This is a genomic window from Nocardioides sp. NPDC087217, from assembly GCF_044744805.1.
In the GTDB taxonomy this organism is placed as follows: Bacteria; Actinomycetota; Actinomycetes; order Propionibacteriales; family Nocardioidaceae; genus Nocardioides.
Map to the genome: position 1 here is coordinate 1 of NZ_JBIUZB010000007.1, position 20531 is coordinate 20531.

At 69.9% G+C, this 20531-nt stretch carries 20 protein-coding genes and 2 pseudogenes; 8 read left to right on the forward strand and 14 right to left on the reverse strand.

Features of this window, described 5'->3' with window-relative positions; genetic code table 11:
* Positions 1-264, reverse strand: a pseudogene (locus ACIO3S_RS24820) (HNH endonuclease); the annotation flags it as partial.
* Positions 265-705: 441 nt separating this feature from the next.
* Here ACIO3S_RS24820 and ACIO3S_RS24825 point away from each other — a divergent pair.
* Positions 706-1038, forward strand: coding sequence for a type II toxin-antitoxin system PemK/MazF family toxin (locus tag ACIO3S_RS24825; RefSeq protein ID WP_400468478.1), 333 nt, complete (start codon positions 706-708; stop codon positions 1036-1038).
* A gap of 23 nt (positions 1039-1061) precedes the next feature.
* On the opposite strand, the gene ACIO3S_RS24830 is transcribed toward ACIO3S_RS24825, so the two are convergent.
* The 4 genes and pseudogenes from ACIO3S_RS24830 to ACIO3S_RS24845 all read right to left on the reverse strand — a co-directional run bounded on the left by ACIO3S_RS24830 (position 1062) and on the right by ACIO3S_RS24845 (position 3369).
* The gene (locus ACIO3S_RS24830; protein ID WP_160021906.1) at positions 1062-1556 is read right to left on the reverse strand and encodes a hypothetical protein; all 495 of its coding nucleotides are present in this window, start codon (positions 1554-1556) and stop codon (positions 1062-1064) included.
* 43 nt (positions 1557-1599) lie between these two features.
* Complete coding sequence (locus tag ACIO3S_RS24835) at positions 1600-1899, reverse strand: sigma-70 family RNA polymerase sigma factor (protein WP_400468855.1); 300 nt, start codon at positions 1897-1899, stop codon at positions 1600-1602.
* Between the two features lie 38 nt (positions 1900-1937).
* Positions 1938-2111 (reverse strand): annotated as a pseudogene (locus tag ACIO3S_RS24840) (sigma factor); the annotation flags it as partial.
* Complete coding sequence (locus ACIO3S_RS24845; RefSeq protein ID WP_400468480.1) at positions 2098-3369, reverse strand: hypothetical protein; 1272 nt, start codon at positions 3367-3369, stop codon at positions 2098-2100. The gene ACIO3S_RS24845 and the pseudogene ACIO3S_RS24840, both read right to left, overlap by 14 nt.
* A gap of 119 nt (positions 3370-3488) precedes the next feature.
* Here ACIO3S_RS24845 and ACIO3S_RS24850 point away from each other — a divergent pair, with 119 nt between their 5' ends.
* From ACIO3S_RS24850 to ACIO3S_RS24865, 4 genes are all read left to right on the forward strand, one after another.
* Positions 3489-5750 carry an HAD-IB family hydrolase gene (locus tag ACIO3S_RS24850; RefSeq protein ID WP_400468482.1) on the forward strand — a complete coding sequence of 754 codons (2262 nt, stop codon included), beginning with the start codon at positions 3489-3491 and terminating at the stop codon, positions 5748-5750.
* An 11-nt stretch (positions 5751-5761) separates the two neighbouring features.
* Positions 5762-6952 (forward strand): zinc-binding dehydrogenase, encoded by a 1191-nt coding sequence (locus tag ACIO3S_RS24855; protein ID WP_400468484.1) that lies wholly within the window; start codon positions 5762-5764, stop codon positions 6950-6952.
* 16 nt (positions 6953-6968) lie between these two features.
* Positions 6969-8549, forward strand: coding sequence for a lactate racemase domain-containing protein (locus ACIO3S_RS24860; protein WP_160021916.1), 1581 nt, complete (start codon positions 6969-6971; stop codon positions 8547-8549).
* A gap of 151 nt (positions 8550-8700) precedes the next feature.
* Complete coding sequence (locus tag ACIO3S_RS24865; protein ID WP_400468485.1) at positions 8701-9633, forward strand: lysophospholipid acyltransferase family protein; 933 nt, start codon at positions 8701-8703, stop codon at positions 9631-9633.
* Between the two features lie 3 nt (positions 9634-9636).
* Here the strand turns inward: ACIO3S_RS24865 and ACIO3S_RS24870 are convergent, their stop codons facing one another.
* Both ACIO3S_RS24870 and ACIO3S_RS24875 read right to left on the reverse strand, forming a co-directional pair.
* Entirely contained in the window at positions 9637-10719 is a 1083-nt protein-coding gene (locus ACIO3S_RS24870; protein ID WP_400468487.1) for a Vms1/Ankzf1 family peptidyl-tRNA hydrolase, read from the reverse strand.
* 58 nt (positions 10720-10777) lie between these two features.
* Positions 10778-11212, reverse strand: a complete 435-nt coding sequence (locus ACIO3S_RS24875) for a hypothetical protein (RefSeq protein ID WP_400468489.1) — start codon at positions 11210-11212, stop codon at positions 10778-10780.
* A gap of 150 nt (positions 11213-11362) precedes the next feature.
* Here ACIO3S_RS24875 and ACIO3S_RS24880 point away from each other — a divergent pair, with 150 nt between their 5' ends.
* Both ACIO3S_RS24880 and ACIO3S_RS24885 read left to right on the forward strand, forming a co-directional pair.
* A complete protein-coding gene (locus ACIO3S_RS24880; RefSeq protein ID WP_400468491.1) occupies positions 11363-11731 on the forward strand; it encodes a hypothetical protein in 369 nt (122 codons plus the stop codon).
* Positions 11732-11738: 7 nt separating this feature from the next.
* On the forward strand, positions 11739-12611 hold the full coding sequence (locus ACIO3S_RS24885; protein ID WP_400468493.1) for a serine/threonine-protein kinase: 873 nt from the start codon (positions 11739-11741) through the stop codon (positions 12609-12611).
* Positions 12612-12681: 70 nt separating this feature from the next.
* Here ACIO3S_RS24885 and ACIO3S_RS24890 read toward each other — a convergent pair whose 3' ends face one another.
* The 3 genes from ACIO3S_RS24890 to ACIO3S_RS24900 are packed head-to-tail and all read right to left on the reverse strand — an operon-like array spanning position 12682 to position 15024.
* Entirely contained in the window at positions 12682-13347 is a 666-nt protein-coding gene (locus ACIO3S_RS24890) for a response regulator transcription factor (protein WP_350666096.1), read from the reverse strand.
* Positions 13332-14789, reverse strand: a complete 1458-nt coding sequence (locus tag ACIO3S_RS24895; protein WP_400468495.1) for a sensor histidine kinase — start codon at positions 14787-14789, stop codon at positions 13332-13334. The genes ACIO3S_RS24890 and ACIO3S_RS24895 overlap by 16 nt, the downstream gene beginning before the upstream one ends.
* A complete protein-coding gene (locus tag ACIO3S_RS24900) occupies positions 14758-15024 on the reverse strand; it encodes a small secreted hydrophilic protein (RefSeq protein WP_160021932.1) in 267 nt (88 codons plus the stop codon). The genes ACIO3S_RS24895 and ACIO3S_RS24900 overlap by 32 nt, the downstream gene beginning before the upstream one ends.
* 104 nt (positions 15025-15128) lie before the next feature.
* Between ACIO3S_RS24900 and ACIO3S_RS24905 the strand changes: the two genes are divergently transcribed.
* Complete coding sequence (locus ACIO3S_RS24905) at positions 15129-16670, forward strand: AMP-binding protein (RefSeq protein ID WP_400468497.1); 1542 nt, start codon at positions 15129-15131, stop codon at positions 16668-16670.
* A 17-nt stretch (positions 16671-16687) separates the two neighbouring features.
* Here ACIO3S_RS24905 and ACIO3S_RS24910 read toward each other — a convergent pair whose 3' ends face one another.
* The 4 genes from ACIO3S_RS24910 to ACIO3S_RS24925 form a co-directional block, all read right to left on the reverse strand.
* Positions 16688-18385: a phytoene desaturase family protein gene (locus ACIO3S_RS24910; RefSeq protein ID WP_400468499.1), complete on the reverse strand. Its 1698-nt coding sequence runs from the start codon at positions 18383-18385 to the stop codon at positions 16688-16690.
* 82 nt (positions 18386-18467) lie between these two features.
* Entirely contained in the window at positions 18468-19130 is a 663-nt protein-coding gene (locus tag ACIO3S_RS24915; RefSeq protein WP_400468501.1) for a TetR/AcrR family transcriptional regulator, read from the reverse strand.
* Positions 19131-19250: 120 nt separating this feature from the next.
* Positions 19251-20174: an intradiol ring-cleavage dioxygenase gene (locus ACIO3S_RS24920; protein ID WP_400468503.1), complete on the reverse strand. Its 924-nt coding sequence runs from the start codon at positions 20172-20174 to the stop codon at positions 19251-19253.
* A gap of 103 nt (positions 20175-20277) precedes the next feature.
* On the reverse strand, positions 20278-20526 hold the full coding sequence (locus ACIO3S_RS24925; protein WP_400468505.1) for a zinc-ribbon domain-containing protein: 249 nt from the start codon (positions 20524-20526) through the stop codon (positions 20278-20280).
* Between the last annotated feature and the right edge of the window lie 5 nt (positions 20527-20531).

The following is a 20531-nucleotide window of genomic DNA, read 5'->3' on the forward strand; positions in this document are numbered from 1 at the left end:
GCCGAGGAGTTTGGCGCCCTTCTCGGGCGAGACCCGCCGCGCGAGCGCGATCTGCGAGGCCACCCCTTCACCGAGTTTGCGGGCGGGCACCCCGGACTCGGCCTGGCGGACACGGACGGTCTCGTCGAGACGTACCGCTGCTTCTGCTTGGACCGCCTCGGCGGTGCACTTGACCTCTTCGAGACGCGCGATCCAGTCGACCAGCTCGGCCTCGGACGCACCCGGAGGCGGCCCAGCGAGGAGGTGGTCGATGGTCTCGTGCATAGGTCCCATTATATGCGAAAGAGCACGATCAAGCGACCTATTTAAGCAGGTCAACCCCATGTTACGCGGTCAGCGAACAAGCAACGTGAACTCCGCGCCACTCTCTCGCCGCCGCCCCGATACAGGCGAAATCTTTCTCGATCGAGTGCCGAGTCAAGGATGGCCGAAGGCCACCGCGCAGCGGCGCCCGAAGGGCGTCCTTGACGCGGCGCCCGATCGAGAAACACTCAAAGCAAGGGTCGGCGGCGAACCCTGAAACGAAGAACAGTCACCCAACCGAGGTTTCCCGCGGAAGAACCGTGTTGGTCTCGACACGCCTCCGCCTAGCGGCTCCGGCGGCTCGACCAGCGGAGGCGGCTCAACGAGCGGACCGGCCGCCTAGCCCCAGCAGATAAGGTCAAGCTAAGACCCGCGACATGCCGTCGTACGTCAGGAGGACATGTGCAACGTGGCGAAGTCTGGTGGGTGGAGTTCGACGAGCGACGCCCGGTGGTGCTGCTGTCGGAAGAGGACGCGTCCGGGATCCACGTGATGCAGGTCGTCGAGCCGGCAGGTGTCGACATCACCGGTCTGGCCGTCGAAGTGGCAGTAGGCGCCACGGAAGGACTGCCCAGTGAAGGCGTGCTCCGGTTCGCGCTCCCGCGCCCGGGTGTCACCCCTTGCACATGGCTGACGACGTTGTCCCGCGACGACCTGATCGAGCGAGCAGGGGCTCTGTCCTCTGCGAAGCTCGACGAGCTCGACGACGCCCTCCGTCTCGGTGGCCTCGGGTAGACGGCGGTTCTCGACCAGCGGAGTCAGTCCGCAACCATCTCGACGAGCCGCCCCATCGCACCGAGCTCAGCATCGTGAACCCCTTCATCAGGAACGATGACGAGCGACCACAGCCGACTCCCGACAGCGACATTGCCGACCACGAGATCCCCGTCGTCGTGCGACTCGATACACACGAACGCCCGGTCCCCGATCTCGACCGGCGCCGGAGAGGCGATGCAGTCCTCCCGACTGGCGGAGAGCCCAGCGGAGACGGAGGTGTCGACCAAGGTCGTCACGAAGATCGCGCCCCGGTCGCTGGTGTAGGTGCAGACGTCCTCGTCGGCGGTATGCGACCAGGAGCCGGGGATGGCGCTGGCGACCTGACCGGGCTCGAAGAGACAGGGGCCGGAGGCTTCGACGGGGGAGGAGGTCGAGGGACTCGGGCCAGGACTGCTGGTGGTCGGCTCCCCCGAGCCGCAGCCGGTGAGAGCGGTCGCCGAGAGGACGGCTGCGACGCTCAGCAGCTTCCTCGACACGTACGGCTCCTCGGGGTTGCGGAAGTCTCGCCAGTTTCTCAGGTCACCCTCGCATGCCCGCAACCGAGGCATCGGAGGCGGCGAGATCGGGGACCAACGTGCGCAGCCGCGCGAGCGCGTCGCTGGTCTGCGACTTGACGGTGCCGATCGCGACGCCGAGCGTGGCCGCGGTCTCGCGCTCGGTGAGATCGTCGTAGAACCGCAGGACGATGACGGCGCGCTGCCGGGGTGGGAGCCGCTGGAGTGCGTCCCGGACGGTGAGGTTCCAGGCCAGGCTGGGCCCCGCCGTCTCCCGGTCCGGGAATGCTCGACCGGGGTCTCTCGCCAGCGGCGGGTACGCCACCGGGTGGTGGCTTCTCGGGCGAGCACCTTGCGGACGTACGGCTCGGGGTTGTCCTGGATCTTGCCCCACTTCGGGACCACCTTGATGAGCGTGGTCTGAACCAGGTCTTCGGCGTCCTCAGCATGTCCGGTGAGGAGGTAGGCGGTACGAAGCAGGGCGGGGCGGCGGGTGGTGACGAACTCGTCGAAGAGATGACCGTCAGGCTCTGGCACGGCGCCTCCAGACGAGGATCGCGAGGGCGGCGACCACGAGCGTCGTGCCGGCTGTGATGGTCGGGACCCATGGTGACCACGGGCGCGGCGGGGCGGGCTGGTTCTTCACCGGCGAGTCGAGCAGGTTGAGCGCGAGGTTGGCGGTGTCGACGTACTCGCTGAGCATCTCGGCGGAACCGTCCTCGATGTTGACGGCTACCAGGTCGACCCGGCCGCTGTCTCCGTGGCGCTGCAAGGCCGCTAGATGGGTGTCGTCCAGCCAGCAGAACACCCCGACGTACGTGTCCGGGATCCGCTCGCCGTTGACGTTGGAATCGACATCCTTGACGTAGACCGGCCCGGGCGCACTGTCCCCGAAGATCGCCGCGAGGCGCTCAGCGTCTGGGGAGAGGGCGACGAACTGGGTCCCGTTGACCCGTGCCGCGGTCTGCGGAACATAGGCGGGCGTCGTGGACCCGTCGGTTCCGACGACGACCGAGCTGTCATTCCCCGCGACCACGCTGCCGACAGCGTTGGTGCTTGCACTGTCGAGAGTGACGTCGATGCTGGTTGCGCGTCCAGAGGTCAGGTCGAAGACCAGGCTCTGGGATCGGATCGAGGAGCAGCAGTCCTGCATCTGCCCGAACTCGACGCCGAGATGGGTGGGATCGAACCAGATCAGGGTGCCGTGACCGATCCCGCGCTCGGTGCTGGGCCGCTGGCTGACCACCTCGCCGGTCACGGTGTCATAGACCGCATAACCGTTGATGGTGCCACCTTCGAGGGCGGGGATCGGGTTGTTCACCTCCCCGGTCGTCCAGTAGGCGACATGGCGGCCATCCGGGGCGAGCTGGGCTTCGCCGAGGTACGGGGAAGCCGCCTGCGGCAGGTCGAGGAACGCGTAGGTACCCGTCTCGGCAGATACTCCGACCACGCCGTCGCTGCTCCCGAGCCAGCCCTTGCGGGGCGCGTCGAACGTGGCGATGAGTGGGCCCAGCGGACCCACCGAGTCCGTGCCGGGGAGATGTGGACTGGGCTCGTGGAAACGGCTGGGGAGGTAGCTGCCGGTCCCGGTGTCCGTCGCCGGTTCAACGCCGGTGCCTTGATGCCAGGTCGCCGTGCCGAGCACGATCAGCAGCACGCAGGCGACAGCAGCGATGGTGATCGTGCCGAGGCGCTGCTTACGCGCCACGCGGCGGCCACGCCGCCACAGCTGTCCGGGTGTCTCGCCGCCGGAAGGCGCCTCACGGGCGAGTTCTTCGAGTAGGTTGGTCAGCACATCGGTCTCCAGTTCGGTTGTCCGATGACTGACACGTATCGAGCCTCGCCGAAGGTTGGGTGTGCTGATTTGAACAGAATTCCCGTGCGACATTTGCTGGATTGGGCAGAATCTCCGGCGTGAACTCTGACATCGGAGAACGGCTCGCGGGGCAGCACGTGCTGCTCACGGGAGTGACCGGGTTTGTCGGCGAGGCGCTGCTGCATCTGATGCTGACCGAAGTGCCGGACGTACGCCTCAGCGTCCTGGTCCGGCGCAAGGGGTCGACGTCGGGGGCGGACCGGATCGCGAAGATGCTGACCAAGCCGATCTTCGCGTCCGTCTCGGATGCTGAGGTGAACGTCGTCGAGGGCGATCTCTCCGCACCGCCGGCGCTGCCGGACGATCTCGACGCGGTGGTGCACTCCGCGGGCGATGTCTCCTTCGACCCGCCGGTCGACGAAGGGTTCGTCACCAACGTCGTCGGCGTTCGCGAGCTGCTCAAGCGGGTCGAGGAGACGGGCCGGGACATCCACTATCTGCACGTTTCGACCGCGTACGTCTCCGGCCGGCGCCGCGGGCACATCCCCGAGGGGCCGGTCGACCACTCCGTCGACGTGGACGCCGAGCTCGCCTGGGGGCTGGCGCAGCGGGCGGCCGTCGAGGAGCGCTCGCGCAGCGTCGAGGTGATCTCCAGGCTGCGCAAGCAGGCCGAGCGCGAGCACGGTCGCGCCGGGATGATGACGGCCGCCGCTGCCGCCGAGGAGGCGCGCAAGAAGTGGGTCAAGGACGAGCTCGTACGCCTCGGCACCGAGCGGGCGCGGTCGCTGGGCTGGACCGACGCCTACACGTTCACCAAGGCGCTCGGCGAGCGGGTGGTCGAAGCCCACGCCGCAGCCGGGCACCGGGCCACGATCTACCGCCCGGCGATCATCGAGTCGGCCGTCTCCCGCCCGCATCCGGGCTGGATCGAGGGCTTCAAGATGGCCGAGCCGCTGATCCTCGCCTACGGCCGCGGCGAGCTGCCGCTCTTCCCGGCGGCCGCGGACACCCCCGTCGACATCGTGCCGGTCGACCACGTCGTCGCCTCGATCGTGGCGTGCCTGGCGCACCCGCCCGAGCCCGGCGACCCGGCCTACTTCCATCTCGCCTCCGGCGACCGCAACCCGGTGACCTTCGGGATGCTCTACGAGACCGTGCGGGCCTACTTCTCCAAGGAGCCGTTCGCGGCGGGGGACCGCGGCGCGGCCCGGTTGCCGGAGTGGACGTTCCCGGGCGGGGCCTCGGTCGAGCGGATGATGGTGACCGGGGAGCGGGTGCACAAGATCGCTGACCGGCTGCTCGGGCTGGCTCCACGCAGCGACCGCACCCGCAGCTGGGCGCGCGACCTCGACCGGCAGGGCCGGCGGCTGCAGTTCCTGCGACGCTACCTGGACCTCTACAAGGAGTACGCCCAGGCCGACCTCCGCTTCGTCGACACCAACACGCTCGCGCTCTACCGGTCGCTGTCGCCGGCCGACCAGGAGACCTTCGCCTTCGACACCGGCGTGATCGACTGGCACGAATACCTCTACGACATCCACGTGCCCTCGGTGACCAAGCCGGTCCGTGAGCTCGACGAGCTGCGCAAGCTGCGAAAGAGACCAGACTCCGGCCGGCTGCCTCGGATCTCGACAGGCTCGATCACCGAGGAGAAGCGGGTCGCGGCCTTCTTCGACCTCGACGGCACCCTGATGTCCTCCAACGTGATCGAGACCTACCTGTGGCTGCGGCTCGGTGAGCTCTCCGGCACCCAGAAGGCAGCCGAGATCGCCCGGATGGCGAGCAAGGTGCCCGGCTACGTGTGGGCGGACCGCACCGAGCGCGGCACGCTGCTGCGTACGGTCTACAAGGAGTACGCCGGTGCCCGGCTCTCCGAGCTCGACCAGATCGTCGACGAGCACCTGACCACGCACATCCTCGGGCGGCTGGCCCCGGACGCTGTCCGGCGGATCCGGGAGCACCGGGCGGCGGGACACGTGACGGTGCTGGTCACCGGCGCGATCCGACCGCTGACCCGGCCGCTGATGCCGCTCTTCGACCACATCGAGGCCGCCGACCTGGCCGTCGACGACCGGGGATTCTGCACCGGCCACCTGGCTGCGTCGCCGCTGGTCGGGGAGTCGCGAGGGGCGTTCGTCCGCGAGTGGTCGCGCCGCGAGGGCATCTCGCCGTCCGACTGCTTCGCCTATGCCGACTCCCACTCCGACCTGCCGCTGCTCGCGGCGGTGGGGCATCCGGTGGCGGTCCGGCCCGACGTACCTCTCTTCCGCCACGCCAAGAAGTCGCACTGGTCGATCGTCGACTGGGAGTCGCCGGGCCATGCGAGCAGGACGCTCGACCCGGCCGGGCTGCACCGATGAGGAGGGCCTGAATGCTTGCGCTCGAGATGTACCGCAGCGTCGCCAAGACGGCGCTGGGGAAGGTCGCCGGCGGGAGGCTGCCGCTGCTGCTGACCGGGGCCGCGGCGCCGCTGCGGATGGTGACGCTCGATCCGCCGAGGGTCGAGCACGACGGATGGGCACGGCTGCGGGTCTCCCTGTCCGGCATCTGCGGCTCCGACCTGGGGATGCTGTCGGGCAGGACGAGCCTCTACTTCCAGCCGCTGGTGAGCCTGCCGTTCGTGCCCGGCCACGAGATCGTGGGCGAGCTGCTCGACCCCTGCGGCGACCTGGAGGCCGGGACCCGCGTGGTCGTCGACCCGGTCCTGACCTGCGCCGCGCGCGGGCTGGAGGCGTGCGAGGCGTGTGCGCGGGGTGAGACCAACCGGTGCTCCCGGATCACCGTCGGCGACATCTCCTCCGGGCTGCAGACCGGGTTCTGCCACGACACCGGCGGCGGCTGGTCGCAGCAGCTCTCGGTGCACCGCTCCCAGCTCCATGTGGTGCCCGACGGCTACTCCGACGAGCAGGCGCTGCTCGCCGAGCCGGTCGCCTGCGCGGTCCACACGGCGCGAAGGGCCGCGGTCAAGCCGGGGGACCGGGTGCTCGTCTCGGGTGCCGGGGCGGTCGGGCTGCTGGCCACGCTGGCCCTGCGCGAGCTCACCGACGCCGGCGAGATCCTGGTCGTCGCCAAGCACGCGCATCAGCGCGAGCTGGCGCTCGAGTTCGGCGCCACCGAGGTCGTCGCACCGTCGGAGACGCTGCGCAGGATCAGACGCGCGACCAGCGCGTTCATGCTCGAGCCGGAGATGCTCTCCTCGCCCTACCTGCTCGGCGGCGTGGACGTGACCGTCGATGCGGTCGGCTCGAAGGAGTCGCTGCAGACCTGCCTGCACGCCACCCGCGCGGGTGGACGCGTGGTGCTCTCCGGGATGCCCGCCTCCGCCGATCTGTCCGCGGCCTGGTTCCGGGAGCTCGAGGTGGTCGGGACGTACGCCTCCTCGCGCGGCTCCGGCGACTTCGCCACCGCCCTCGACCTGGTCGGCCACGACGCCATGTGCCGGCTGGCCAAGACCGTCGCGCCCTACCCGCTCCACCGCTGGCGCGAGGCCCTCGATCATGCCCATTCAGCCGGTCGGCTCGGCACCGTCAAGGTGGCGTTCGACCCCAGACGTACGTCTTGAAGAAGGAGAGTCATCGATGACACGGCCAGGTTTCGTGCTGGAGGTCGACGACCGTACGCCGCCCCTGCTCGTCCACGAGGGGCTCGGGTTCCGGCTGGAGGAGTTCCCGCAGGGCACCCGGGTGGTCTACCCGCCCGAGTCGCTGCCGACGGTGCCGGATGTGGAAGCGGCGATCCGGGAGTCGCTGGAGAACCCGGTCGACTCCGAGCCGCTGCGGGAGCTGATGTTCCCGGGGATGCGGCTGACGATCGCCTTCGACGACCTCTCCCTGCCGCTGCCGACCATGAAGGCTCCCGACATTCGGGGCCGGATCATCGAGCAGGTGCTCACGATCGCGGCCGAGAAGGGCGTCGACGACGTCGAGATCATCGCCGCGCTGGCCCTGCACCGCCGGATGACCGACGCGGAGATGAAGCACATCGTCGGCGAGCGCGTCTTCCGAAGCTTCGCGCCGCAGGGACTGCTCTACAACCACGACGCCGAGGACCGCGCCAACCTCGAGCACATGGGCGTCACCGAGAAGGGTGAGGACGTCGAGATCAACAAGCGGGCGGCCACCTCCGACCTGCTGATCTACGTCAACGTCAACCTCGTCGCGATGGACGGCGGCCACAAGTCGGTCGGCATCGGGCTGGCGTCCTACAAGTCGATCAAGCACCACCACAACGCCAAGACCATGGTCCACTCACGCAGCTTCATGGACCACAAGCACTCCGAGATGCACTCCTCGGCCTGGCGGATGGGCCGGCTGATCGGCGAGCACGTCAAGGTCTTCCAGATCGAGACAACGCTCGACAACGAGGTGTTCGGGAAGCCGTACGACACCCTGCTCAAGCGCGAGTGGGAGTGGTCGCTGCGCGACCAGGCCACCGTCCTCGGCCTGCGCCGCGGGCTGGCGGTCGCGCCGCAGAAGATGCGCCACAAGATGTTCCACGACCTGCGGTCCAACTACGGGCTGACCGGGATCACCGCCGGCGCCGTCGAGCCGGTGCACGAGCTGACCGTGCAGCGCGTCCACCAGCAGCAGCGGGTCAAGGTCGAGGGGCAGTCGGATGTGATGGTGATGGGGGTGCCCTACCTGGGCCCCTACAACGTCAACTCGACCATGAACCCGATCCTGGCCGCCTGCATGGGGCTGGGCTACTACTTCAACTCCTACCTGCGCCAGCCGGTCGTGCGCGAGGGCGGCGTGGCGATCCTCTACCACCCGCTCGACGAGGGCTTCAACACCCTCACGCACCCCTCCTACGTCGACTTCTACGAGGAGGTGCTGGCCGACACGACCGATCCCGCCTTGATCGGGCCGAAGTTCGAGGAGCAGTTCGCCACGGACCCCTGGTACGTCCACCTCTACCGCACCTCGAACGCCTACCACGGCGTCCACCCGTTCTACATGTGGTACTGGATCGCGCACGCCCTCGACCACCTCGGCGACGTCATCTGGGTCGGCGGCAACCCCAAGGCCGCGGCGCGGATGGGCTTCCGCTCGGCAACGACCCTGCGGGATGCGCTCGAGATGGCGAGCTCGACCGTCGGCCCGTCGCCGTCGATCACCTACCTGCGCAACCCTCCGCACCTGCTGGCGGACGTCCGATGAGCGCCGTACGTCGGTCGAGCCCGCGAGCGCTAGCGAGCGGTGTCGAGACCAACACGGTCCTCTCGAGCGCGGCCGGGACCGTGTTGGTCTCGACACGGATTCGTTCGTCCCTCACGAATCCGGCTCGACCAGCGGGGGCGGGGAGGTTCGCATGAGTAGCTTCTGGAAGGAGACGGCCCGCGACGTACGGCTCTTCCAGCGGGGCTGGCGATGGGGTCACCGGGCGCAGGTGCCGCGGTCGGCGGAGCCGTTCGTGCCGCCGGCGACGACGACGGTCTTCGACAACGAGTGGTCGCGCAAGCCGGCCGCTCGGGCGGTCAGAGAGGTCGCCCAGGCCGGGCTCGAGGCGGTCTTCCGGTCGCAGGTGAAGACCCAGGTCGAGGGACTGGACGTGCTCGAGAGGCTCGACGGTCCGGTGATCTTCGTGGCCAACCACGCCTCCCACCTGGACACCCCGCTGATCCTGCTGAGCCTTCCGGACCGGTGGCGGCGGCGTACGGCGGTGGCGGCCGCGGCCGACTACTTCTTCGACACCTGGTGGCGGGCGGTGGGCTCCTCGCTGGTCTTCAACACGCTGCCGATCGACCGTCGCGGGGGCGCGCTCGCGAACGCGCCAGGTGAGGTGCTCGCCGACGGCTGGTCGCTGGTCGTCTTCCCCGAGGGCACCCGGTCCAAGGACGGCACTGTCGGCCGGTTCCGGTCCGGTGCCGCCTACCTGGCCATCGAGTACGGCGTCCCCGTCGTCCCGATCGCCCACCGCGGCACCTACGCGGCGATGCCGCGTGGGGTGAACTGGCCCGGCAAGGACAAGGCCGGGGGCCGTCGTCAGCTGACCGTACGCTTCGGGGAGCCGCTTCGCCCCGCCGAGGGCGAGTCGATCCGCGAGTTCGCGCCCCGGATCCGGACGGCGGTGGCGAGGCTGCTGGATGAGGACGCCACCGACTGGTACGCCTCGATGCGCCGCGCTGCCGAGGAGCGTACGCCCGACCCCGCCGGCGAGGAGATCGCCGAGTGGCGCAAGGTCTGGGCGGCCACGGAGTCACCCGACCCCGAGCCGGACCGGGTCAGGGCCTGGCGCCGTTGACACTCAGGCCCAGCGCAGCAGCGCGGCCACCGGTGCGTCGCCGAGCAGGCTGGCGGGCAGGACGCACACCTCCGCGTCGGTGAGGACCGCGGCGGCGACGAGCGCCTCGCCGGCCGGGACCGGACCGGAGACCGGGGCCTCGCCGAAGGTGAGGCCGGGATGGTCCGCCGGGTCGAGGGTGTACCCGGCCAGCGCGCCGGGGTCGATCAGCAGGGTCTCGACGCGGCCGGTGACGAAGGCGTCGGCGACATCGCGTACGCCGGTGGCCGCTCGCTCGCCCCGGCCCCAGGCCTCCTCGAGCCTCCGGACCAGCGAGGTTCGGCGGCGTACGACCTGGTCCAGCAGCGCGGTGCGGATCGCCTCGTCGCGAGCGTGGTCGCCGCCGTCCTCGGTGCGCTGGCCGCTCGCCAGCTCGACCACCTCGGCGTGAAGGCCGGCCAGGTTCTCGCGGAGCCTGCCCACCGTGGTCGGGTCGCCGCCGACGAGCACGAGCTCGTGGCCGTGGTCGCGGACCAGTCTGGTCACCTCCTCGGCGACCTTGTCGGCGTTGTGCCGCCAGACGTTGTCGGTGGTCTGCTGCATGCGGAAGGCCGCCCAGCCGACGTTGTCCTGGACCTTGTGGACGTGCTCGAGCTCGTCGCCCGCCACGGTGGTCGTGCTCGTGGGCTGCGGCAGTCCGGAGTCCCACAACGAGATGTCGCCGCCGGTGTGGTCGGCGAGGACCAGCACGAACGGCATCGAGGCCTCGCGCGCGGCGATCCAGGAACCGAGGTCGGGCAGCGCGTCCCAGGTCGCGACCGGGTTCGGGACCTCGGCGACGGCGACCTCGTCGTAGGCGATCCCCTCGGGCGTCGCGACGACGACCCGCGCGAGCGGGGCCGGCTGGCGTACGTTCGCCTCCAGCCGGTCGGAGACCTGTGCGATGACGCCCGGGGGAGCGCCCTGGGCGGAGAGCTCCTCGCAGACGGCTCGCACCCGGAGCTCCTTGGCATGGGCCGCGTTCTCCGAGTTCTGGCTGACATCGGCCAGCACGGTGGCGTACGGCCCGGGTCGGGTCAACAGGTTGGTGAATCCAGCGGTGTCCATATCGGTGTGGTACCCACCGACGGGGACTGGCACACGGGGGACTGGCAGACGGGCCGGATCAACCGGCCGCGCAGGTGACCTCGGTGACCTGCCACTCCTCGTCCTTGCCCTCGCCGGAGCGGGTGACGACGAAGGTGAACACCGACTGACCGCCGTCGGGGGTCAGCTCCACCGTCGCACCGGTCTCGGTGAGATCGGTGGAGGTGATGCGTACCTTCTCCAGGTGGCCGCGGGCGTCGGCCGTCTTCTCGGTCGGCGGGGTCTGGATCGAGGGACAGGCCCGCGCCCACTGAGCGACCAGCTCCGGCTTCGCCTCGACCGTGGTCCAGCTCGTGGTCCGCGCGAACCGGCTGGCGGCAGTCTCGGCCTGCTCGGTGGCGTGCTCGCGGAAGCGCGAGCGCGAGTAGCCGTAGCCGGCCACCGAGATCAGCACCCCGACCAGCAGCAGCACTCCGACCTTGACCGCGATCTCGCGCCTCTCGCTGCTTTGCACGGGACGTTCCTACCACCACCGGCCCCAGGACCCGAACCGGCTCGCGGATGAGAGAGCTCTCATGGTCGTCTCACGATCACCTCACCGCGGGTCGAGATGGTTCTTGCATGGCGCCGGGAACACCCGGGGCAGAACCTGAAGGGACGAATGATGAAGAAGCTTCCGATGATCCTCGGCACCGGCCTGGTCGGCGTGGTCGCGGCCGCTGTGTTCAGCTACCAGAGCGCTGCCGCTGTCGATGACGACGGCTATGCCAAGCGTGAGGAGAAGTCCAACACCCAGGTGACCACCGTCGACGATGACGACGACAACGACGCCGATGACGTCACCCGCGACGCCGCCGGCAACGACACCGCGACCAACGGCACCGGTGTGACCCGGGCGACCAAGGACAACACCCGGGACAACAACACCCGCGACAACGTCACCCGCGACGTCCAGACCAAGGACAACAACACCAAGGACAACACGCGGGACAACACGCGCGACAACAACACCAACGACCGGACCCAGGGCTGAGTCGAAGATGACCGACACCTGGGGCCTGGTCCAGGGTGACGCGATCACCCCCGAGCTGACCGCGATGCGGCTGCTCGGGGGCGGCTCGTCGTACGAGGCCTTCCTGGCCTTCGACGAGATCACCTACGGGCCGGTGGTCGCGAAGGTCCTGCGACCGAACCTGATCGAGAGCGAGACCAGCCGCAACGCGCTGCGGCGCGAGACCGACGCACTGACGCAGCTGCGTCATCCGGTCCTCGTCCGCGGCCTGCGCGAGGACCTCGACGGCGAGCGCCCGTACGTCGTGATGGAGCACGTCGAGGGCCCGCGGCTCTCGACGCTGATCCGCCGCCACGGGCGCCTTCCGGAGCAGCAGTACCTGCCGCTTGCGCTCGACCTTGCCTCGGCGCTGCACTATCTGCGGCGCTCCGGCTGGGTGCACCTCGACATCAAGCCGAGCAACCTGATCATGGGCTCGCCGGCCCGGCTGATCGACCTCTCCGTGGCCCGGCCGACCGCCGCGGCCGCCGCGCTGCGCCACGAGATCGGCACCGACGCCTATATGGCGCCCGAGCAGTGCCTGCCCGGCGAGCGCGGCGAGGTCGGCCCGGCCAGCGACGTGTGGGCCCTGGGCGCGACCCTCTTCCACGCCGTCACCGGCGAGCGGCCGTTCCCTGCCGGTGACCCGGACGCCGCGGACCGCACCGAGCGCTACCCGCAGCTCGTCTCCCGTCCCGGCGCCCTCCCCAGACGTACGCCGCCCGAAGTCCTCAAGGTCATCGAGGCGTGCCTCGCGCCGGATGCCGGTGATCGGCCGGCCCCGGCGGAGATCGCCGAGACCGTCTCGCCCGCGCTGGAGCGGCTGCCGCGGGCCTCGCTGGGCGGCCTGCGGATCCACTGACCCTTCTCGATATCCCCTGCGGCTGAGGGCCCGGCGCTTGCCGGGTCCTCAGCCGTTCCCGGCAGCGAGCTCAGGGCTGGAAGCGGTAGCCCATGCCGCGTACGGTCTCGACCCGGGCCGAGCCCAGCTTCTTGCGCAGGTAGCCGACGTAGACGTCGACGACGTTGGAGCCCGGGTCGAAGTCCATGCCCCAGGCCAGGTCGAGCAGCTGCGCGCGGGAGAGGACCTGTCCCGGATGCCGCAGCAGCACCTCCGCCAGCGCGAACTCACGCGCCGAGAGGTCGCTCTCGCGCCCGTCGACCCGCAGCCGCCGCGTACGCAGGTCCAGGCCCACCGAGCCGGAGCGGAGCTCGCCCACCTCGGCGTCGGTGTTGTCCTGCTGCCGCAGGCGTACGTTGATCCGGGCCCGCAGCTCGGCGAAGCGGAACGGCTTGGCGAGGTAGTCGTCGGCGCCGCCCTCGAGCGCGGAGACGGTGTCGTGCACCGAGTCGCGGGCGGTCAGCACGACCACCGGCATCCGGGAGCCCTGGGCGCGGAGCTGGTCGAGGACCTCGAAGCCGTCGATGGTCGGCAGACCGATGTCGAGCACCATCAGGTCGAAGGCACCGCTCAGCGCCTCCTCGAGTCCCTCCAGCCCGTCGGCGACGGTGCTGACCTGGTGGCCGTCGGCGCTCAGGCCCTTGGCGAGGAAGGCCGCGATGCGGTCCTCGTCCTCGACGATCAGGATGCGGGCCATGCCTCTCCTTCGGTGCGTGCGGGCAGGGTGATCGTGAAGCGGGCGCCGGAGGGTGTCGCGTCCTCGACGCCCACGGTGCCGCCGTGGGCGGTGGCGATGGCGGAGACGATGGCGAGGCCGAGCCCGAGTCCCGGCCGGTCCCCGGAGCCGGTCTCGGCGCCGCGCGCGAACCGCTCGAAGATCCGGTCCCGGTCCTCGGCGGGCACGCCCGGTCCGGTGTCGCGCACCCACAGCCGCAGGGTGCCGTCGACGGTCGCCGAGCCGACCGCGATCCGATCGCCGGGCGCGGTGTGTCCGGCGGCGTTGTCGCACAGCTGCAGCATCGCCTGGGTGACCCGCTGCGGGTCCAGGCGCCAGGTGCCGGGAGTGGCCTCGTCGAGATGCCAGTCGCGGTCGGCCAGCGCGCTGGCCTTGGCCAGGATGTCCTCGGTGAGGGTGTCGACGTCGACCTCCTCCAGGGTGAGGAAGTCCGGCCGGTCGTGCTTGGCCAGCAGGATCAGGTCGCTGACCAGACGGCCCATCCGGTCGACCTCGTCGAGCGCCAGCCGCCGGGTCTGCTCGACCTCGGCCGGGTCGGACTCGTCGAGAAGCTCGAGGTGGCCCCCGATGATCGTCAGCGGCGTACGCAGCTCGTGACCGGCGTCGTCGAGGAACTGACGCTGGTCGGAGAACGCCTGTTCCAGGCGGGCCAGCATGTCGTTGAAGTTCCTGGTCAGAGCCGAGATGTCGTCGTTGCCCGACTCGGGCAGCCGGGCCGAGAGGTCGCTGGCGTTGACCGCACCTGTTGCCTGCCGAAGCCTGGTCAGCGGGGCCAGCAGCCGCCCGGACTGCCAGGCGGCGACCACGGTGACGAGCAGGGCGAGGAGGGCGGCCACGATCGTGTAGGTCCGCATGGTGCTGCGCAGCTCGGCACGGTCCTCGTCGAGGTAGGAGACGACCAGGAGGGCGCCCTCCGTGGTGCCCTGGGCGTTGTCCTGCCGCACCGGCTGGCTGGTGATGCGTACCTCGCCGTCCGCGGTGTCGAGATAGGTCGTCCCGCCGCTGCGGACCACGTCGCGCACGGCGCTGTGGAACCGTGGCGAGGTGACCAACGGGTCCTCGGGGAACTGCGCGCGCGGCCGGCCGTCGACCCAGGCGACGAGGAGCTCGTCGTCGTCGGGCACGTTGCGGCTCAGGAACGTCCGCAGCAGCCCCTCCACGTCGTACGGCGCCCTGGTCTCGGGGTCGATGCCCTCGGTGCGCAGCCTGGAGAACTCGTCGAGCTCCTGCTCCATCTCGCGCGTCGTCGCGGCATCGACCCGGCTGAGCTCGACCGCGTAGACGATGAGTCCGGCGCCGGCCAGGGCGAGGGTGACCAGGAGGGCCACCGAGGCGGTGATCCGGGTGCGTACGGACAGCCCCCGGCGTGGGTCAGTCGTCGTCATGTCGGTCGTCGCGGTCATCGTCGTCATCATCATCGTCGACGGGACCAGGAGTGACGACCGGGACACTCGAAGGATCTGTGCTCGGAGACGATCCCGTGCTCGGCGCGGACGGCGAGACCGACTGCGAAGGCAGTACGACGGGCTCGCGCGGCGGCGGGTCGTTCTCGGAGGCTCCGGCCAAGGAGCCGGCCAGGTAGACGCCGACAGCCACGAGGACGACCAGCGGGAGAAGGATCTTCAGGGTGCGCGACATGACCCTCCGATAGTGCCTGACCACCTGTCCGATGTGGGGGTCCATGAGAGACCTCTCATCGATACAGTGATCCGGGTCACCACTTGCACCTGGAGGTAACGCCCGTGTTCGTCCCGTTCAGCGTCAACGACTTCATCGACCGTGCCGCATCCGTCTACGGCGAGCGGGTGGGCATCGTCGACGAGCCCGACCAGCCGGCGGCCTCGCTCGGGGAGGTGACGTACGCCGAGATGAAGTCGCTCGCGAAGCGGATGGCCGCGAGGCTCGACGAGCTCGGCATCGGGGTGGGGGAGCGGGTCGCGATCGTCTCCCACAACTCGGCGCGACTGCTGACCGCGTTCTACGGCGTCTCCGGCTACGGGCGCATCTTGGTGCCCGTGAACTTCCGCCTCCGTCCCGACGAGGTCTCCTACATCGTGGAGCAGTCCGGCGCCTCGGTGCTCTGGGTCGACCCCGAGGTCGACGAGGCGCTGAAGGACGTGACCGCGAAGCATCGGTTCGTGCTCGGCGACGACGCCAACCTCTACGCCGAGGAGGGTGTCGAGCCGACGCCGTGGGAGCCGGACGAGAACGCGACCGCGGCGATCAACTACACCTCCGGCACCACCGCCCGGCCCAAGGGCGTGCAGATCACCCACCGCAACATCTGGACCAACGCGCTGACGTTCGGGCTCCACGCCGGGCTGACCGATCGTGACGTCTACCTGCACACGCTGCCGATGTTCCACGCCAACGGCTGGGGGATGCCGTTCGCGGCGACGGGCCTCGGCATCAAGCACATCGTGCTGCGCAAGGTCGACGGGATGGAGATCCTGCGCCGCGTACGCGACCACGGAGTCACCTACATGTGCGCCGCGCCGGCGGTGGCGGCCGCCGTGCTCGACGCGCTCCCGCAGTGGCAGGCCACCGAGGGCGAGATCCCCGGGCGGGACAAGGTCCGGATCATTATGGCCGGCGCTCCGCCGCCCACGAAGACGGTCGTCCGCGTCCAGGAGGAGCTCGGCTGGGAGTTCATCCAGATCTACGGCCTCACTGAGACCTCGCCGCTGCTGACCATCAACCGCACCCGGGCCGAGTGGGACGACCTCGACCCGATGGAGCGCGCCGCGAAGCTGACCCGAGCCGGCGCGCCGGCGATCGGCGTGAGCCTCGACATCTCGCCCGACAAGGAGGTCCTGGCCCGCTCCAACGTCGTGCTCGAGGGCTACTGGGAGAAGCCGGAGGAGACCGAGAAGGCGCTCGCCGACGGCTGGTTCCACACCGGCGACGGCGGCAGCCTCGGCGACGATGGCTACCTCACCATCTCCGACCGCATCAAGGACGTGATCATCACCGGCGGCGAGAACGTCAGCTCCGCCGAGGTGGAGGACGTCCTCTTCCTGCACCCCTCGGTTGCCGAGGTGGCCGTCATCGGCATCCCGAGCGAGAAGTGGGGCGAGACCATCCTCGCCCTCGTCGTCCTCGCCGAGGGCGCCGAGGCGACCCAGGAGGAGCTGATCGCCTGGTGCAAGGAGCGAGCCGCCGGCTACAAGGCGCCGACGGTCGTCGAGTTCCGCGACTCCCTGGCGCGTACGGCCACCGGCAAGCTGCAGAAGTTCAAGCTCCGTGAGCCCTACTGGGGTGACCGCGAGCGCAAGGTCAACTAGACGAGCTGGCGGGTCGCTCAGGCCGTCGCCCTGGGGCGACGCCGGGCGGCCCGACGGATCACCGAGCCCGGCTTCGAGGCCAGGAGCGGGTCGAAGTCGTCGGTGATCGGTGTCAGGTCGGCCTCGTCCACGAAGACCGCGCCGTCGCGTACCTCTGCGACGAGGTCACGACCGAGCACGGCACCGGCGGTGCCCATGCCGCCCCAGATCGTGGCGTTGATGCCGAACATGTGCTCCGTGCTGCCGCCGGCGAGGAACAGCCCGGGGATGTGGGTGGTGACCCGCGGCCGGAAGGGGCCGAGGTTCTTGATCAGCGGCGCGATGCCGTAGCAGGAGCCGTCGCTGGTCAACGTGAAGCGCTCCTGGGTGATCGGCGTGGAGGCCTCGCAGAAGACCATCCGCTCGCGGATGTCCGGGATCATCAGCTCGGCGGTGTCGAGCACCCGCTGGGTGAGCTGCTCCTTGAGCTGGAGGTAGCGCTCGTCACGGCCGTACGACGCGCCGTCGGTGGGGTCCTCGGAGACGTTCCAGAACTCGTGTCCCTTCGGTGCCCAGCTGACCAGCTCGAGCGTGGAGTACCCCGCCGGCGCCGAGTGCGTACCCTCTGAATCCTTGGCGGTGGGGCAGCTGATCCCGACGGGCATCTGCTCCGGGCAGCGGCCCGCCTCGACCTCGCGGTAGTAGCCGTCGACGTCGTTGGTGGGCCACACCCACGCCAGCGGCGGCGTGCCGCGTTCGCGCAGGTCGACGTCGAGAGCGACGTAGACCGCGAACATCGGCAGCGTCATCTCGAGGTCCTTCAGCCGGCGGCGCAGGCGGCGGGTCAGGTGCTCGTCGCCGACCAGGTCGGCCCAGGTCTTCTTGAAGTCCGCGGCGGAGACGACGACCTCGGCGCGGATCTCCTCACCGTCGGCCAGACGTACGCCGACCGCCCGTCCGTCCTCGATGAGGATCCTCTCGACCCGGGCCTTGGTGCGCACCCGGCCACCGTACGTGGTGATCACGTCGGTGAGGTGGGCGCCGATGACCTGCCCGCCGCCGCGCGGGTAGTAGGCGCCGGCCTGGAGGTAGTGGTGGAGGAAGCCGGCGTGCATCGCCGTGGGCGTGCGGTAGGGCGGCCAGGTGTAGTCGCCGTTCTCGGCGAGGATCACGGCCTGCGCGTCCGCGCTCAGGCCGCAGGCGTCCATCAGCTTCGTGATCGGCCGGATGCCCCAGCGCAGCAGGTGATAGGGGCGCAGCCGCGGCTGCTCCCCGGCGGCGATGATCCGCATGATCCGTACGCAGCGGCGCAGCCCGGCCTCCTCGCTGGGGAAGGCCGCGATGAGCCGGTCGAGGTAGATGTCCCAGCCCGTCGGTGTCTGGAAGGTGGTGCCGGGGATCATCACCTGACAATGGCCCTCGGGTCGCTGGCGCAGCCACTTGATCCGTTCGGTCAGTGCGAGGCCGGACAGCGCGGTCTGCATCCGACCGCCGGGGCCGCACTCGCCGACGTAGTGGGTGCCGACGTCGAACTCGAACTTGTTGCCTGCCCGGCGGAAGACCTGGGTGCTGCCGCCGACGACCTGGTTGGCCTCGAGCACCAGGACCCGCTTGCCGTTGGCGGCGAGGTAGGCCCCGCAGGTGAGGCCGCCCGGCCCCGCGCCCACCACCACGGCATCCCAGGTGTGGTCGTCGGCCTCGTGGCCCGGGGTGGGGGGTGCTGCAGTCTGGGTCATCGCCGGCCGCTTTCGGAGCAGTGATTTGGAGTTGGACTCCAGTTAACTCGTTTTGACCCGTTCCGCCAAGTCCCGCTGTCCGTCAGGCTGAAGGCGGAGCCTTGATCAGACCCTCGAGCAACATCAGGCCGGCCTCGATCACGGCCAGCTCGACGCGGTCAGGCTCCAGCGCCAGTGCGTCCCGGCGCAACGCCAGTGCGGCCACCCCGTTCCAGGACCCGAAGAGGAAGTAGGACAACAGCTCCGGATCCACTTTCCGGATCGCGCCGGAGTCCACCGCATCACGGATGCTCTGCTCGAACTCGCCCCGCAGCTCGCTGAACCGCTCGACGACCAGATCCTCCACCGCCGACCCGGGGCCGCGTTCGCCGGTGACCATCAGGTACTTCACGACCGTCGGGTGCTCCAGCAGCAGCTTCAGGTAGGCCGACCCTACGCCGGCGAAGCGCTCGAGCGGCGTGGTCTGCGCGGCGTAGGCCGACCGGAGGGTCTCGGTGGCCACCGTCAGCACTCGCTCGGTGACGGCTGCCATCAGCCCGTCCTTGGTGCCGAAGTGCACGTAGACCGACGCCGGGGAGATCCCCGCCAGGGCGGCGACGTCTTCGATCCTGATCTCCTCAGGGGCATGCTGCGACAACATCTGCTCGGCGGCCTCGAGCACCCGGGCGCGGGTTCGCTCCCGTCGACGCGTCCCGCGCGCCGCGGCGTCGCCGGCCTGATCCTTCGGCTTCTGGGCGTCGTTCACCCGATCAGGGTAGGGCGCAGGCCGCGTCGCCATCCGGAGGTGGGTGCGCGCGGCCGACCTTCTGCTCGACCAGGGATCTGGTGGGACAGTTGCGCCGACTCGGCCGGTTCTGGCGGGGCATCAGCGCCGAGTCGGGGGCGCGGCGCCCATGGCTGCCTCGGTGGTGGTGTCGACGGCGACGGCGAGCGAGCCCTTGTAGCCGGCGCTCGGGCTGCCGGTGAACGTGCCCATCTCCAGGTCGTAGCCGTCGCTGAAGACGTTGTCGGTGTCGAGGCTGACCTTCGCGAGGTTGTCGGCCGAGCCCTCGTACGCGTCGTCCTGGTAGACCTTGCTCAGCATCTTCTCCGGGAAGGCGACCTGCGAGGTCGCGATCGCGTTCTCGCCGGTCGTGGCCGAGTCGGCGTCGGGATAGACCTCGAAGTGCATGTGCGTCCAGCGACCGTCGTAGCAGCCCGGGACGATCGTCTTGAAGGTCACCTGGCCGTTCGCGTCGGCGACCTGGACGCCCCGGAGGTACGTCTCGTTCTCGACGCCTTCGGAGTACATCGAGTAGCGGCCCTGCGCATCGCACTGCCACAGGTAGACCGCGACCCCCTCGAAGGGCACGTCGTCGTTGGCCATGTCGGTCACGGTGAAGGTGAAGGTGAGCGGCACACCGTCGACGGTGGTGCCGCCGTCGAGGCTGGAGGTGATGTCGCTGCGTACGATCCCGGACTCGGTCAGCACGTTGGTGCCGTTGGTCCCGTCGGCCGGGTAGGGGCCGTTGGTCTCCTGCGGGATCTCGCCGTCGGCGGTCGTGGAGGTGTTGGCGGCGGAGCCGCCCGTGGAGGTGCTGGAGGAGCCCGACGAGCCCGCCCCACAGGCGGCGAGGGCGGCCGCTCCGACCCCGGCCCCGACGAGCCCGAGGACCCGGCGGCGGGTCAGCAGCGTCGAGATGTCGAAGCCGGCGCCCTGGTCGACCACCTCCTCCTCGGGGCGGGCCAGCAGGCGGCCCTCATAGGCCGGGCCTTCAGGGGTGTTCTCGGGTTCGGGTACGCGGCTCATCTGGTTCTCCTTGACGTCGGTCCTGGTGCGTTGACCTGACTCTGACGTCCGGATCCGTGAGGACCTCCTGCCCCGGCTGTGGGGTTCCTGTGAAAGCCGAGGATCAGCCGACGCTCGGCCGCGGGGCGGACTGCAGCTGGTCCGCCTGCTCCTTGGACAGCTTCGAGGCGTAGCCGCAGTAGGTGCAGTCCATCCGGCGCGACCTGCTCACTGGGAAGAGCGGGATGAAGAAGAGCGTGAACTTGTTGACGACCTCGAACAGGCGATGGGCTGCCTGCTGGCGGCAGTGTGGGCAGACCAGCGAGAGCGTGGCCAGCAGTCGCGTGTAGGTCTTGAGCCCGAAGATGATCATGCCGA